This window comes from Agromyces sp. Y182, from assembly GCF_059445385.1.
Genome location: NZ_JCAIUF010000001.1, coordinates 1,620,623 through 1,635,993, shown reverse-complemented (window position 1 = coordinate 1,635,993; position 15,371 = coordinate 1,620,623). Strand labels below are relative to the sequence as shown.

Below are 15,371 nucleotides of genomic sequence, written 5' to 3'. Positions count from 1 at the left end.
GCGCGGTTGCACTGTTAGGTAGAATGACTAGTCACTCTACCTGAATCGACAGTAAACGACGATCGGCAACCGGCGCAAGTGCCGCTGAGAGGGGGCTCCTATGATCGAGGCTGTGAAGGTGTCAATGCGTGAACGTCTCATCGACGCCGCGACCGAGCTGTTCTATGCGGAGGGGCTCCGCGCAGTCAGCGTCGACAAGGTCATCGAGCGCGCAAGCACGACGAAGGTGACCTTCTACCGGCACTTCAAGAGCAAGGACGACCTCGTGGTCGCTCACCTGGAGCGCCGAGCGGAGCTCGAACGCGAGGGCATCGGCGCTGCGATCGCACACGCCGCCGGCGACCCCGATCGAGCGTTCCAGCTGATCTCGGAACAACTCGGCACGATGGCCTGCGAACCCGGATTCCGTGGCTGCCCGTTCATCAACGCCGCCGCCGAGTACCCCGACCCGACGAGCGCCGTCCGCCAGACGGTCGACGTGCATCGCGCCTGGTGCAAGGCCGCGTTCGCCGAACTCGTCGGGCCGCTCGGCCTCCCCGACCCCGGCGCGGTCGCCGACGATCTCATGCTGATCCGCGATGGCGCGATGGTCGCCGGGTATCTCGACGACCGCGCCACCCTGGCGGCGTCGTTCCTGCGAAGCAGTCGCGCCCTCACTGCATCGCGCTGAGCCGATCGAATCGATTCGGCCTAGAATCGGGCGCATGCAGTCCGATCCTGCCCAGCGTCCGACACTCGCGCATGTCGCGGCGCGCGCCGGCGTCTCGCAGTCGACGGCGTCGCTCGCCTTCAGCGGCTCGGGCCCCGTGTCGGATGCCACGAAGCAACGCGTGCTCGTCGCGGCATCCGAGCTCGGATATGCCGGCCCCGACCCGCGCGCCCGCTCGCTCCGCCGCGGACGCTCGGGCATCGTCGGCGTTGTGCTCGAGGAGCGGGTGCGTGCGGCATTCCTCGATCCCGTGAAGATCCAGATGCTCGACGGCATCTCCGAGGGCATCGCGCCGCTCGGCGCCGGGCTCCTGTTGCTCACCGACACGGGCGCAGAGGGCGGCCAGGCCGTGAGTATCGAGAGTGCCCCCGTCGATGCCGTCGTGCTCATCGGCTGCAGCCCGCGGCTCGGCGTCTCGATCGAGGCGCTGCGACGCCGCGGCATCCCGGCCGTCGCGATCGAGGGGGCGACGGGCGAAGACATCCCCGAGATCTCGATCGACAACCGGGCGGCGACCCGGCGCGGCGCCGAGTACCTTCGCGAACTGGGCCATACGGATGTCGCGATCGTCACGCTGCCCGTCGACCCGGCGCGCACCCGCGGCCCGATCACCGCCGAGCTGCTGCAGTCGAGCACCGCCGACACCGCCAGCCAGCGTCTGGCCGGCGCTCGCGAGGTCTTCCCGAACGCGACCGGACGCGTCGCCGCCGCGAGCTCGATCGAAGAGGGCCTCGAGGCCGCGCGTGCGCTGCTCGCCGATCCCGACCGCCGCCCGACCGCCGTGATCGCGCAGAGCGACCTGCTCGCGGCGGGGGTCATCCAGGCGGCGGAGGAACTCGGGTTGCACGTACCAACCGACCTCAGTGTGCTCGGGTTCGACGGCATCAGGGTCGACGGGCTGCAGCACGATCTCACGACGCTCGTGCAGCCGTCGGTGGCCAAGGGGCGGGCCGCCGGCGAAGCCGTCGTGCAGCTGCTCTCGGGCGAGCCTCCGGCCTCGCGGTGCTTCACCAGCACGCTGCACGTCGGTGACACGACGGCGGTGCCGCGACCCGCCGCGACCTGACGCGCCCCGCGGCATCCGTCACTCGCCCTGTCCTTCTCCACGCCTCTCTCGGACGCCTCCCTCCCACGCCGCTCCGTGCAGCAATTCAGGTGCGCACCCCGGCGTGTCGGCGTCGGCCCGGCGCGTCGTCGTCGCGACACGCCTCCGCTCCTGAATTGCTGCACGGGCCGTCTTCGAGACTCGGACGCCTTCCCGATGGACCCCGTTAGGATTCCGTTAGGAAGATTCACAAATTTGTGAATCGAGCGTATTGTCTGCCGCATGAACACCGTCATCGAAACGCGCGGCCTCGACAAACGCTTCGGCCGCGTGCGTGCACTCGACGGGCTCGACCTCAGTGTCGAAGCCGGCGAGGTGCACGGGTTCCTCGGCCCGAACGGCGCGGGGAAGTCCACCACCATCCGGGTGCTGCTCGGCCTCATCAGGGCGAGCGGCGGCAACGCGACGCTCTTCGGCCGCGACCCCTGGCGCGACGCCGTCGAACTGCACCGCCGTATCGCCTACGTGCCCGGCGACGTCAACCTCTGGTCGAATCTCTCGGGCGGCGAGGCCATCGACCTGATCACGCGCCTGCGTGGCGGCGCGTCCGACAAGCACGCATACACTGCGCGACGCGAGCACCTCGTCGAGGTCTTCCAGTTCGACCCGTCGAAGAAGGGCCGCACCTACTCGAAGGGCAACCGGCAGAAGGTCGCGCTCATCGCGGCGCTCGCGACGCCCGCCGATCTCTACATCCTCGACGAGCCGACCTCGGGCCTCGACCCGCTCATGGAGGCGGTCTTCCGGCAGGAGATCGTGGCCCTGCTCGGCGACGGGGCGACCGTGCTGCTGTCGAGCCACATCCTCTCGGAGGTCGAGCACCTGTGCGACCGGGTGAGCATCATTCGCGCCGGGCGCACGGTCGAGACCGGCACGCTCGCCGAGCTTCGCCACCTCACCCGCACCGAGATCTCGTTCGCGGCCGAGGGGATCGAGCCCGCAGCGCTCCAGAGCATCCCGGGTGCGCATGACCTCGCCGTCGACGGCTCGCGCGTGCGCTTCACCGCCGACTCCGACGCGATGCCCGAGGTGCTCGCGGCTCTCGGCCGCCTGCGTGCGACGGGCGTCACCGTGAACCCGCCCTCGCTCGAGGAGCTTTTCATGCGGCACTACCACGATGAGGTCGAGCGGCCCGCCCGGTCGAGCCTCGAGGGCGTGCGATGAACACGCTGCCGACCCTGTTGCGGGCGCGGTTCCGCCGCGACCGCGTGCAGATCGTCATCTGGCTGGCGCTCTTCGCGGTGCTCGAGGTCGTGGGCCACGCGGCCGTCACCGAGACGTACGGCACCGCCGACGAGCGGGCGAGCGTCATTCACCTGGTGATCATGAGTCCGGCGATCCTGATGCTCCGCGGCACCCCGCAGGGCACTGCGCCCGACGCGTTCCAGTTCTTCCTGCTCTTCGGATTCCTGGGGCTCATCATCGGCCTCATGAGCACCTTCCTCGCCGTGCGGCACACCCGCGGCGATGAGGAGGCCGGTCGCGCCGAGCTCGTCGGCTCGACACCGGCCGGCCGCATCGCCCCGCTCGTCGTGACCGCGCTCGAGGGCGTCGTTCTGAGCATCGCCGTCGGCATCGTCATGGGCGGCGTGGCCTGGGTCTACGGGGCGGATGCCTCGGGCGCCGTGCTCTACGGAGCGGCCATGTCGGCCGTGGGCATCGCCTACCTCGGCGTCGGACTCGCGTGCGCGCAGCTCATGCGCACCTCGCGCGGCGCAAACGGACTCGCTGCGGCGATCGTCACCCTCGGCTACGCCCTGCGCGCGATGGGCGACGCGACCGGCACGGTGCAGCCCGGCGGCCTCAGCATGCAGGCCGGGTGGTGGAGCCGGCTCAGCCCCATCGGTTGGGGACAGGCGGTCGCGCCATTCACACACCAGCTCGTCTGGCCGCTGTTCGCGTGTCTCGGCCTCGGCGCTCTGCTCTTCGCGGTGTCGGCGTTGCTGCAGTCGAGCCGCGACATCGACTCGAGCATCATTTCCGAGCGCGCCGGTCGCCGGCATGCCCCGGCGAGCCTCTCCGGCCCGGTCGGACTCGTGTGGCGCACGCTCCGCAATCCCATCATCGGCTGGGTGGTCGGAGGCGCGCTCTTCGGGCTCGTGATCGGCGCGGTCGGGCAGACCGTCGTCGACCTCGTGAACACGCCCGACGGCGAAGAGGCATCGCAGGCGATCGGCGACACCCTCGCGTCACTCGCCGGCCCGAATGCCGAGGGCGGCATGATCGACCTCTTCACGACCGGCATCTTCGGTCTCGTCGGCGCGCTCGCCGCGATCGGCGGCGTGCAGGCGGTCATGCGCGCCCGGCAGGATGAAGCCGGAGGCACGGCAGAGCTCGTGCTCGCGGCTCCCGTCTCGCGCTTCCGCTGGTTCTCGTCGTACCTCGTGATCGGCGCCGTCTCGGTCGCCGCCGTGCTCGCCTTCGCGGTGCTCGGTTCGTTCGTCGGACTGATCGGATCGACGGATGCCGGTGCGCGCATGTCGATCGTCGCCGAGGCGGGGCTCGCGCAGCTGCCGGCGGGGCTCGTGATCGTCGCGATCGCAGCGCTCGCCTTCGCGGCGCTGCCGCGCCTGTCGATCGGCCTCGGCTGGGCGGTGCTGCTCCTCGCCATCGTGCTCGGGCAGTTCGGCGGGCTCTTCGGATTCCCCGAGTGGGTGCGCGACCTCTCGCCGTTCAGTCACACGCCGATCGTCACGGCCGATGACGTCGACTGGGCCGCGGCGTGGGCGATGGCCGCCATCGCGGTCATCGTCGCGGCGGGCGCCACGGCTCTCGTGCGACGGCGCGACCTCGCACTCGGCGGGTGAACGAGGGGCGGGGCATCTGTGCGGGTGCCCCGCTCGTTCTGTGAGGATGGGAGCATGGCGCGAGACGAACAGGCGGTGAACGAGTTCGTCGAGCAGTCGGCCGCGGCGATGGCCGAGGCGGGCTTCCCTCGTATGCCGGCGCGCGTACTCATGGCGCTCATCGCCGCCGAGGCGACCGGCCTCACGGCGAAGGAGCTGGGCGAGCAGCTCGTCGCGAGCGCCGCGGCGATCTCGGGAGCAGTGCGCTACCTGCAGACGCTGCGCATGGTGCGGCGGGTGTCGCAGCCGGGCTCGCGACGCGACGTCTACGAGCTGCCCGAGCACGCCTGGTACACGGTCACGATCGCCAAGAACCCGCTCTACGACCACATCGAGGCGCTCGCGACGAAGGCGGTCGCCGCGATCGACGACCCCGAGTCGCTCGCCTCGCAGCGCATCCAGGAGATGAGCGACTTCTTCGCGTTCATCCAGCGCCGCATGCCCGAGCTCCTCGTCGAATGGCGGGCCGAGCGCGGCGAATGACCGGCGGGTACCGCGTGCGCGTGCGCTTCGAATTCCGATCGGCATAGGCTGACCCTCATGACCGTCATGAGCCTCGACCTCGCCGCCGTCTATCGCGATCTGCACGCCAACCCCGAGCTCTCGTTCCAGGAGCACCGCACCGCCGGCATCGTCGCCGAAGCGCTCACCGCGTTCGGCCTGACGGTGACCACCGGCATCGGCCGCACCGGTGTCGTCGGCGTGCTCGAGAACGGCGCCGGCCCGACGGTGCTGCTGCGCGCCGACATGGACGGCCTGCCCGTGGCCGAGGCGACCGGGCTGCCGTACGCGAGCACTGCGCGGGGCATCGACCATGACGGGAACGATGTGCCGGTCATGCACGCCTGCGGCCACGACGTGCACGTCACGTGCCTGCTCGGCGCGACCGAGCGGCTCGTCGCCGATCGCGCCACCTGGTCGGGCACCCTCGTCGTGCTGTTCCAGCCCGCCGAGGAGTGGGGCGGCGGCGCGGAGGAGATGGTCGGCGACGGCCTCTACGACCGGGTGCCGAAGCCCGACATCGTGCTCGGCCAGCACGTCGCGCCGTTTCCCGCGGGGTTCGCCGCGGTGCGCGCGGGCGCGGCGATGGCCGGCGCCGACTCGCTCACGATCCGACTCCACGGCACCGGCGGTCACGGCTCGCGACCCGAGACCACGGTCGACCCGGTCTACCTCGCCGCATCGACGACGGTGCGATTGCAGGGCATCGTCGCGCGCGAGCTGGCACCCACGGATGCCGCGGTGGTGACGGTCGGCCAGATCCACGCGGGCCTGAAGAACAACATCATCCCGGCGGAGGCGGCACTCGGACTCAGCGTGCGCACTTTCGACGAGACGGTGCGCACGAAGGTGCTCGCGTCGATCGAACGAATCGCCCGGGCCGAAGCCGCTGCGGCGCAGGCGCCGCGCGAGCCGGAGTTCGACTACGAGGAGCGGTTCCCGGTCACGGTGAACGACCCGGCGGCGACCGAGCGCACCGCGGCGGCGTTGCGCCGCGCGCTCGGCGAGCAGCGGATCATCGATCCGGGCATCGTCTCGGGCAGCGAAGACGTCGGCGTGCTCGCGACCGCAGTCGGCGCGCCCCTCGTCTACTGGTTCCTCGGCGGCTCCGACCCATCGCTCTTCGGCGATGCGCTCGCGACCGGGCGGATGCCCGACGACATCCCGTCGAACCACTCGCCGCACTTCGCCCCGCTCATCGAGCCGACGCTCGACGTCGGTGTCGCAGCCCTCGTCGCGGCCGCGCGCGAGTGGCTGGGCGAGCCGGCCGCCTGACCCGCGGCCCGACCCGCGCGTGCGCCGGCCCGTTGCCCCGCCCGCCGATCAGCGCCCCGCGCCGATCAGCGCCCCGCGCCGACCACCATCCACGACGCGCCGCGCGCCCTGAGCCCGAGCGTCACCGCCCGCGCCCCGAGGAAACCGATCGCGAACGCCGCCATGAGCCACGCCGGGCCCGCGGCGCCAGCCGGAGCGACGGCGACCACCCAGAGGGCGAGCGGCACGAACACCGCGAGGTTCACGATGCCGGTCCAGGCGAGATAGCGGGCGTCTCCGGCGCCGATGAGCACGCCGTCGAGCACGAACACGACGCCGCCGAGCGGCGCGGAGAGCGCGAGGACGACGAGGGTCGGGGGCAGCAGCGCTGCGACATCCGCTGAGCTCGTGAAGACCGCCGGAAGCACCCACGCCGTCGCGATCACGACCACGCAGACGACGGCGCCGCTGGCGACGCCCCACTGCAGGCAGCGACGCAGCACCGCTCGAACCGCGGCGACGTCGCCCGCGCCGAGGTCCCGCCCGATGAGCGCCTGCGCGGCGATCGCGAGCGCGTCGAGCGCGAAGCCGATCGTGAAGTAGATCGTCATCGCGACCTGGAACGCCGCGAGCTCGTTGGAGCCGAGCGAGGTCGCCGCCCACGTTGCGAGCAGCAGGGCCATGCGCAGGCTCAGGGTGCGCAGGAACAGCCACCCGCCCGAGGTCGCGCCGCGGAGTACCCCGGCGTGATGCGGCCACGGGCTCGCCCCGACCCGTGCGGCGTGCCGGGCGACGACGACCAGGTAGACCACGACCATGCCCCATTGGGCGATCACGGTGCCGATGGCGGAGCCGGCGATGCCCCAGCCCGCGACGTAGATGAAGACGTAGTTCAGGGCGATGTTCACGGCGAAGCCGATGCCCGCCACCCAGAGCGGCGTGCGGGTGTCCTGCAGGCCGCGCAAGAGGCCGGTGGCGGCGAACACGACGAGCATGGCGGGCAGCCCGGCCATCGAGATCGTCAGGTAGACGGATGCCTCGGCGGCGACGTCTGCGCTCGCGCCGAACAGGCCCACCAGCACGGGCGCCGTCACCCAACCGGCGACCGCGAGCACCGCCCCGATGCCGAGCGCGAGCCAGAGCCCGTCGATGCCGGAGGCGACGGCCCCGCGCTCGTCACCCAGTCCGACGCGACGCGCGACGGCCGGCGTCGTCGCGTACGCCAGGAACACCATGAGCCCGATGATCGTCTGCAGCACCGCGCTCGCAAGGCCGAGGCCCGCGAGCGGGGTGGCCCCGAGGTGCCCGATCATCGCGGTGTCGGCGAGCAGGAACAGCGGCTCGGCGATGAGCGCGCCGAGCGCGGGTACGGCGAGGCGCAGGATGTCGCGGTCGACGGACCGTGGGGCGGTGTCACTGGTACTCATGAGCGCGTCGAGCCTATGCGCCGCCGGCGACGTCGGCACGCGAGGCGGTCGATCGATTCACGCTCGATGCGAACGGTGTGCGGTGGGTGGTCGACGACCTGCGGACCGACGCCGCGGTCGGGCGCGACGACCGACGCCGCACGGAACTGACGTCGGCGCCGAGGCATCCGTATCGGAAGCGCGTGCCTTCTGCCGGCCACTGCCCTAAGCTTCTCGGCATCCGACGAGGATACGTTTCGTATGTTGCGCCCGATCGGCGCGGTGAGGGGATGCCACGTGCCGACCATGAGCGCAACCGCGAACGCTCGGGCGAGCGCGCGATGACGACCGAGGCGCCGGTCGGAGTCGGCCGAGGGCGCACGAGCGTGCGCGCCGGCGACCCGAGGCTTGGCTCGCCGAGGATCCACGTGATCGACGTCGCCGACGGCACCGTCGTCTTCGATCGCGACGGCGCGGTGCCCGGCCCCACCGCGAGCGTGATGAAGCTCCTCACCTCTGCGGCGGCGCTCGCCGCGCTCGGTCCCGACCACCGGATTCCGACGAGGGTGGTCGCCGGAGCCGAACCCGGCGAGGTCGTGCTCGTCGGCGGCGGTGACGTCACGCTGACGAGGCTGCCCGTCGGCGAGGCATCCTTCTACCGGCACTCGGCGCACCTCGAGACGCTCGCTCATGCGGCGCTCGCCGCGCTGGGTGACGAGCCCATCACTCGCCTCGTGCTCGACGACTCGCTCTTCTCCGACCCCGCCTGGTTGCCCGAGTGGGACCACGCAGGGCGGAGCCCCGAGGGCTACATCTCCCTCATCACGGCGCTCCAGGTCGACGGCGACCGTGACGACCCGACCGTCGACGACACCCCGCGCAGCGAGGATCCGGTGGGTCGGGTCGGTGCGGCATTCGCGGAACTGCTCGGCAGTGGTGCTGACGGCGGTGCTCGAGACGATGGCGTTCGCGGCGGCGCGGGCGGCCCCGCCGGCGGCGTCCGGATCTCCCGCGGTCGTGCCCGCCCCGACGCCCCGCTGCTCGCCGAGGTCTTCTCGCCGCCGCTGTCGGAACTCATCCGGTTCGGCCTCGAGACCTCCGACAACGCGCTCATGGAATCCCTCGCCCGTCTCTCCGCGATCGCGATCGGCGAGCCGGCCGACTTCGAGGGCGTGTCGAGGGCGATCCCCACGCTCCTCTCGCGGTACGGCCTTGCCGTCGACGACCTGACCATTCGCGACGGCTCTGGACTCAGCCACCGCAACGCGGTGCCCGCGCGCTTCGTCGCCGAGCTCCTGATGCGGGCGCACCGCCGTGAGCACCACCTCGGCGTCATCGACGACATGCTTCCGGCGACCGGGCCGAACGGCACCTTTCCGCGCCGGCGGTTCACGGGCGACAACACGATCGTGGGCGACGCCGTGCGCGCGAAGACCGGCTTCATCAACATCGTGTGCTCGCTCGGCGGCGTCGTTCGCGCTGCCGACGGCACCCAGTTGGCGTTCGCGGTCTTCGCGATCGGCGAGATGATGGGCGACCCGGCTCGCGCCGCCATCGACGATCTCGTCACGAGCCTCTACCTCGACGGGCGCGAGGTTGCCTGACGGCCGCGAGGTCGCCTGACCGCCGCGATGCCGCCGAAGCTGCGAGGTCGCCGGACGCCCGCGCGTCGCCCGCATTCGGGGTGCCCGAACGTCGGCACACGCGCTTAGGCTGGGGGAATGACCGACGTCGCGCTGCCCTCCGGAATCACGAAAGACGAGCTCGACGCGGGCATCCGCCCGCAAGACGACCTCTTCCGACACGTCAACGGCAAGTGGATCGAACGCACCGACATCCCAGCCGACAAGGCCAGGTACGGCTCGTTCCTCGTGCTGCACGAAGAGGCCGAGCAGGCCGTACGCGAGATCATCGAGGAGTCGCAAGACGCCGAGCCCGGCACCGAGGCGCGCAAGGTCGGCGACCTCTACGCGAGCTTCATGAACGAAGAGCACGCGAACCTCCTGGGCGCGACTCCCATCGCCGGCCAGCTCGTCGAGGTCGAGCTCATCAGCTCGGTCGACGCATTCCTCACGACCCTCGGCAAGCTCGAGCGGCAGGGCGTGCCAGGCTTCATGCAGCTCTACGTCGACAACGACCCGGGCGACCCCGAGCGTTACCTCGTCTTCGTCGAGCAGGGCGGCATCGGCCTGCCCGACGAGAGCTACTTCCGTGAAGAGCGATTCGAGTCCGTGCGCGAGGCGTACCGTTCGCACCTCGAGCGGATGCTGCGGCTCGCCCGACTCGAAGCGCCCGAAGAGCGCGCGGCCCGGGTGTTCGAACTCGAGACCGCGATCGCTGCGGCGCACTGGAACAACGTCGACACTCGCGACAGCGAGAAGACCTACAACCTGTTCTCCTGGAAAGACGTGGTTGCCTTGGCATCCGTCGACCTCGATCTCTGGCGCGACGCGATGGGTGTGCCCGCCGGCGCGTTCGACGAGATCGTGCTGCGCGAGCCCTCGTTCGTGCAGGGCCTCGGCGCGCTGCTGACCGAAGACCGCCTGCCCGCGTGGAAGGACTGGCTCACCTGGCAAGTCATTCGCGGCAGCGCGGCGTACCTCTCCGACGACTTCGTCGAGGCGAACTTCGACTTCTACGGCCGCACCCTCACGGGCACCCCGCAGATGCGCGAGCGCTGGAAGCGCGGCGTCTCGCTCGTCGAGGGCGCTATGGGCGAGGCCGTCGGTCGCATCTACGTCGAGCGGAACTTCCCGCCCGCCGCAAAGGAGGCGATGGACGACCTCGTCGCGAACCTCGTCGAGGCCTACCGCCAGTCGATCACCGGCCTCGAGTGGATGGGCGAAGAGACCCGCGCGAAGGCCATCGACAAGCTCGAGAAGTTCACGCCGAAGATCGGGTTCCCGGTGAAGTGGCGCGACTACTCCGCGCTCGAGACCACCGACGACCTCGTGGGCAACGTGCGGGCGACGGCCGAGTTCGAGTTCAATCGCGAGCTCGGCAAGATCGGCAAGCCGCTCGACCGCGACGAATGGTTCATGACGCCGCAGACGATCAACGCGTACTACAACCCCGGGTTCAATGAGATCGTGTTCCCCGCGGCGATTCTGCAGTACCCGTTCTTCGACGCCGGGCGGGATGCCGCGGCGAACTACGGTGCCATCGGTGCCGTGATCGGCCACGAGATCGGGCACGGCTTCGACGACCAGGGCTCCAAGTACGACGGCGACGGCCGACTCACCGACTGGTGGACCGAGGCCGACCGTGCCGCGTTCGAAGAGCGCACGACCGCGCTCATCGAGCAGTACGACGCGCTCGTGCCCGCCCAGCTCCGACCTGACGCCGAACTGCCCCCTGAGCCTGTCGAAGGTTCCGCCGACGAGGCCGCTTCGACGAACTCAGCGGGCGAGCACAGCGTCAACGGTGCGCTCACGATCGGCGAGAACATCGGCGACCTCGGAGGCCTCGCCATCGCGTGGAAGGCATACGTGTTGTCGCTCGGCGGCAGCGTCGACGAGGCACCGGTCATCGACGGTCTGACCGCGGCGCAGCGCTTCTTCCTGTCGTGGGCGCAGGCCTGGCAGATGAAGGGCCGCGACGAAGAGGTCATCCGCCTGCTCGCGATCGATCCGCACTCGCCGAACGAGTTCCGGTGCAACCAGATCGTCAGGAACATCGACGAGTTCTACGCTAGCTTCGAAGTGACTCCCGATGACGCTCTCTGGCTCGACCCAGACGAGCGCGTGACGATCTGGTAGTAGCAGATCCGCATCGCAAGAACACCGAATCTCGAGCGCGCCGCTGACCGCGGTGGGGGAGCGCCGACTGCCAGAGGAAGGCCGTGGAATCACCGTGGTGACGTCGTCGCAGGGTTCGGAGCGGCGAGCACGGCATTCCGGCATCCAGCACGGCAAACATCGCACTGAAGAGGCCAACGAGAGCTTCGCCCGCGGCTTCAACTCGCTCGGCGAACTCGCGCTCGCGGGCGTGCAGGTCTCGGCACGCGCGACCGACCTCGCGACCGGAAAGGTGCTCTTCTCCGTCGACGACCATGTGGTGATGCCGACCGCCTCGATCGGCAAGGTGCTGTTGCTCGTCGAGGTCGCCTCCCGCCTCGCCGGCGACGGCAGCGAGTCGTTCACCGTGCTCGACAGGGCGCCCCGCGACGCGGTCGGCGACTCGGGTATCTGGCAGCACATGCAGTCGCCGTCGCTGCCTCTCGCCGACCTCGCGGCCCTCATCGGTGCGACGAGCGACAACCTCGCGACGAATGTGCTCATCCGTCACGTCGGTCTCGAGGCTGTGCGCGCTCGCACCGAGGCACTCGGCCTCACCCGCACCGCGCTGCTCGACCTCGTGCGCGATCACCGAGGCCCCGACGACGCCCCGCAGCTCTCGATCGGCTCGGCGAAAGAGCTCACGTGGCTCTTCGCCTCGCTCGCCCGCGGTGAGATCGTCTCACCCGAGGTGTCGCAGCGGGTCGCCGGATGGCTGTCGCTGAACGCCGACCTGTCGATGGTCGCGAGCGCGTTCGGGCTCGATCCGCTCGCGCACCGCGCGCCCGATCACAATGTGCTGCTCATGAACAAGACCGGCACCGACGGCGGCGTGCGCAGCGAGGTCGGCGTGCTCCGCGGACCGCGCGCGAGCGTCTCGTACGCCGTGTCGATGTACTACGCCGACACCATGCTCTCCTCGCGTCTCGCCGTGCTCGACGGCATGCGCCAGGTCGGCGCCGACCTACTGGAGTACGTGCATTGAACGAAGTGCTCATCCGCCCGCTGCATCCGCTCGACCACGCGATCGTCGATCGGCTGCTGTCGGTCGCTTTCGCAACGCCCACGACGACGGTCGACGACCCGCCGATCGAGGTGGGCCTCAATACCGCGCTGCTCGCGTCCGACGCCGTGCTGCCGCATCTCGCGCTCGTCGCCGAAGTCGATGGCGAGGCCATCGGTTATTGCATCAGCACGCGGGGCAGCGTCGGCGGGACTCCGGCGATCGGTCTCGGACCGATCGCCGTGTTCCCCGAGCGGCAGGGGGCCGGTGTCGGGTCCGCGCTCGTGCGCGAGACGGTCCGTGTCGCCGAAGAGCATGGTGAGCGAGTGATCGCCTTGCTCGGCGACCCTGCCTACTACGGCCGGTTCGGCTTCGTCGCCGGCTCCGAAGTGGGGGTCATCTCACCCGACCCTGCGTGGGGCATCTACTTCCAGGCGCTTCGCCTGTCGGGTGCCGCTGACGAGCATCGCGGCGACTTCCGTTACGCTGCTCCGTTCGAAGCACTCTGATCGGGCGTCGGGTGTCTGCGCGCCAGGCGGCACCCGCAGCGCGCGTCCGGCATCGCTCGGGTCGCCTGCATCATTCGTGCCGCACCGCGGCCACCTCGGTGAGCGACGCGACTCCCGTGACGACGGCTGCCGCCGTCTCGGGGGCGGCGAGGATGCGGAAATGCCCGGCGACCGGAACCTGCACGTTCGTCGCGCCCGCGAGCGCACTGCCCTCGGGCACGTGCGGGTCGAAGAAGCCGAACACGGACACGATGCGGGAATTGACGGATGCCGCATCGGAGAGTTCGACGATCGTCGCGCTCGCGGGGTCGAACTCGCGCAGCCGCGGATCGAACAGGTACCGTGCGAGGCGCGAACCGCCGAACGGCGTGGCGACGGTGACGACCCCGAGCAGGCCGAGCCTCCGGTCGGCGTCGTCGAGCAGCATCCGCTTGCCGACGAGGCCGCCTTTCGAGTGCGCCACGATGATGCGGCCGGCGTGCGGCGGTGGGATCCGCTCGAGCGCTCGAGTGATCCGCTCGGCCGTCTCGGGGATCGCGAGCAGGTTCGCGCCGAGGCCGTGCACGACCCGAACGCGGTAGCCCCGCGCGTTGACCGCGTTGCCGAGCGGTTCCATGAACGACCAGTGCTCGTAGACGCCCGGCAGGAGGAAGACCGTCGGTTTGTCGGCGTCGCCCTCGGCCCAGAGCCTCGGGGGCTTCGGCACGGTGAGCACGCGCGTGTGCCGCCTCGCCGCATCGAGGTAGTCGAGCGCCCACCAGCCCGCGGCCGCGAGCGGCGCGAGTGGTGCGGGGGCCGTCGTCGCCGGGGCATCCGTCACGGTCGCGTCGCTCGTCACCGCGGCATCCGTCGGCGGCGAAGCGGATGCCTCCGCGAGCGTCACCGCCGCAACCCTGCGGCCGACCGCCTCTCCGCGCGCATGCCGCGCGATGAGTTCGGCCACCTGCGGTCCGGCGGTGATCATCGTCTCGTGACCGCGTCCGGGAACCTCGATGTATCGGCCGTTCGGCACGAGGCCGGCGACCTGCTCCGCCCAGCCGCGGGGAACGATGCGGTCGCGCTCGCCGCGGATCACGAGGGTGTCGGCTGCGATCCGCGGCAAGGTGCGCTCGATCTCGTGAGCGATCACGGGCCTGAGCGTTTCGAGGAACCAGCCGAGGCCCGCCTTCGCGTACGACACGATGCCGAGGCCGATCACCTTCGGGCGAGCGAGCACGAGGTCTTGCGCCAGCCGGGCGGCCTGCTTCGCCACCGTGCGCTCGTCGGGGTTCACGGTCGGCGCGATGAGCACGATGCGATCGAAGAGCTCTGGATGCCGCGCCGCGGCCTCGGCCACGACCTGCGCCCCGGCGGAGTGCCCGACGAGCACCGGTCGCTCGATGCCCTCCGCGACCACGAGCGCGGCGAGCAGCTCGCCTGCCTCCGGCATCGAGGGCGGATGCTCGGGCTCCGGCGCCTCGCCGAAGCCCGGCATGTCGAGGGCGTAGATCGTGCCGGTGCGACCGAGAGCCTCCGCGACATCCGACCAGTACTCGTGGGCCATGCCGATGCCGTGCACGAGCACGTAGCCCGGGCCGTCGTCGATGCCCGTCTGGGTGATGAGCGTGACCCACTCGCCGCTGCGGAACTCGCGCGTCGTCGGCATGCCCGAAGTCTACGAGGCGGTCAGTCGATGAGTCCGGCCCCCGCGAGGCGCTGGAGCACTTCGGCCCCGGCGGGCGGGCAGCGATCGAGGTCGGCGGTCGTCACCCAGTGCAGGCTGCCCACCTCGGCGGAGGCGATGGGCGCGGCATCCGTCTCGGCGCGGAAGACCCGCATGTGCACGAGCCGTCCGTCGGGCTCGCCGTGCGCCTGCACGACGACCTCGAAGAGTTCCTCGAGCGAGGCCGGATCGAGAATGAGCGCGACCTCTTCGAGGGCTTCGCGGGCGGCGGCCGCTGCGGCCGATTCGCCCTCGTCGATCTTGCCGCCCGGCATGTAGTAGACGTCGCGGTCGCGAGCCGTGACCATGAGCACCCGACGATCGCGCACGAGAGCGATGGCGGCGACGCGGATGTCGGTGAGTTCAGGCATATCCGTTCCAGCCTATGTCGTGCGTCGGTGCGGGCTCCGTCGTCAGCGCGGTCACGCCTGACCGGCGCCCTGTCGTGAGCCCTACTGTCGCAGCTACGCTGGCTCGCATCCGCCGATCGCGAAGGAGCGAGCCTGTGTGATCTCTGGCGTCGCAGCTACGCTGGCTCGCATCCGCCGATCGCGAAGGAG

13 protein-coding genes are annotated in these 15,371 nt (G+C 70.7%); 10 read left to right on the top strand and 3 right to left on the bottom strand.

Annotated elements, in window-relative coordinates; translation table 11 throughout:
- The first annotated feature begins 124 nt into the window (after positions 1 to 124).
- From AC1C2R_RS07485 to AC1C2R_RS07460, 6 genes are all read left to right on the top strand, one after another.
- Positions 125 to 670: a TetR/AcrR family transcriptional regulator gene (locus AC1C2R_RS07485; RefSeq protein ID WP_495351878.1), complete on the top strand. Its 546-nt coding sequence runs from the start codon at positions 125 to 127 to the stop codon at positions 668 to 670.
- 34 nt (positions 671 to 704) lie between these two features.
- Positions 705 to 1,775, top strand: a complete 1,071-nt coding sequence (locus AC1C2R_RS07480) for a LacI family DNA-binding transcriptional regulator (RefSeq protein ID WP_495379520.1) — start codon at positions 705 to 707, stop codon at positions 1,773 to 1,775.
- Between the two features lie 261 nt (positions 1,776 to 2,036).
- Positions 2,037 to 2,978, top strand: a complete 942-nt coding sequence (locus tag AC1C2R_RS07475) for an ABC transporter ATP-binding protein (protein ID WP_495379519.1) — start codon at positions 2,037 to 2,039, stop codon at positions 2,976 to 2,978.
- On the top strand, positions 2,975 to 4,621 hold the full coding sequence (locus AC1C2R_RS07470; RefSeq protein WP_495379518.1) for an ABC transporter permease: 1,647 nt from the start codon (positions 2,975 to 2,977) through the stop codon (positions 4,619 to 4,621). Before AC1C2R_RS07475 ends, AC1C2R_RS07470 begins: the two co-directional genes overlap by 4 nt.
- A gap of 54 nt (positions 4,622 to 4,675) precedes the next feature.
- On the top strand, positions 4,676 to 5,143 hold the full coding sequence (locus AC1C2R_RS07465) for a GbsR/MarR family transcriptional regulator (protein ID WP_495379517.1): 468 nt from the start codon (positions 4,676 to 4,678) through the stop codon (positions 5,141 to 5,143).
- Positions 5,144 to 5,209: 66 nt separating this feature from the next.
- The gene (locus tag AC1C2R_RS07460) at positions 5,210 to 6,436 is read left to right on the top strand and encodes an amidohydrolase (protein WP_495353213.1); all 1,227 of its coding nucleotides are present in this window, start codon (positions 5,210 to 5,212) and stop codon (positions 6,434 to 6,436) included.
- 65 nt (positions 6,437 to 6,501) lie between these two features.
- On the opposite strand, the gene AC1C2R_RS07455 is transcribed toward AC1C2R_RS07460, so the two are convergent.
- Complete coding sequence (locus AC1C2R_RS07455; RefSeq protein WP_495379516.1) at positions 6,502 to 7,842, bottom strand: MATE family efflux transporter; 1,341 nt, start codon at positions 7,840 to 7,842, stop codon at positions 6,502 to 6,504.
- 269 nt (positions 7,843 to 8,111) lie between these two features.
- Here AC1C2R_RS07455 and AC1C2R_RS07450 point away from each other — a divergent pair, with 269 nt between their 5' ends.
- From AC1C2R_RS07450 to AC1C2R_RS07435, 4 genes are all read left to right on the top strand, one after another.
- Positions 8,112 to 9,425, top strand: coding sequence for a D-alanyl-D-alanine carboxypeptidase/D-alanyl-D-alanine-endopeptidase (locus AC1C2R_RS07450; protein ID WP_495379515.1), 1,314 nt, complete (start codon positions 8,112 to 8,114; stop codon positions 9,423 to 9,425).
- Between the two features lie 117 nt (positions 9,426 to 9,542).
- Complete coding sequence (locus AC1C2R_RS07445) at positions 9,543 to 11,579, top strand: M13 family metallopeptidase (RefSeq protein ID WP_495379514.1); 2,037 nt, start codon at positions 9,543 to 9,545, stop codon at positions 11,577 to 11,579.
- A gap of 97 nt (positions 11,580 to 11,676) precedes the next feature.
- Positions 11,677 to 12,582 (top strand): serine hydrolase, encoded by a 906-nt coding sequence (locus AC1C2R_RS07440; RefSeq protein WP_495351870.1) that lies wholly within the window; start codon positions 11,677 to 11,679, stop codon positions 12,580 to 12,582.
- Positions 12,583 to 12,587: 5 nt separating this feature from the next.
- Positions 12,588 to 13,109, top strand: a complete 522-nt coding sequence (locus AC1C2R_RS07435) for a GNAT family N-acetyltransferase (protein WP_495380385.1) — start codon at positions 12,588 to 12,590, stop codon at positions 13,107 to 13,109.
- A 70-nt stretch (positions 13,110 to 13,179) separates the two neighbouring features.
- Here AC1C2R_RS07435 and AC1C2R_RS07430 read toward each other — a convergent pair whose 3' ends face one another.
- Both AC1C2R_RS07430 and AC1C2R_RS07425 read right to left on the bottom strand, forming a co-directional pair.
- Entirely contained in the window at positions 13,180 to 14,754 is a 1,575-nt protein-coding gene (locus tag AC1C2R_RS07430) for an alpha/beta hydrolase (RefSeq protein WP_495379513.1), read from the bottom strand.
- A 20-nt stretch (positions 14,755 to 14,774) separates the two neighbouring features.
- Positions 14,775 to 15,182, bottom strand: coding sequence for an NUDIX domain-containing protein (locus tag AC1C2R_RS07425; protein ID WP_495379512.1), 408 nt, complete (start codon positions 15,180 to 15,182; stop codon positions 14,775 to 14,777).
- Positions 15,183 to 15,371: the final 189 nt, after the last annotated feature.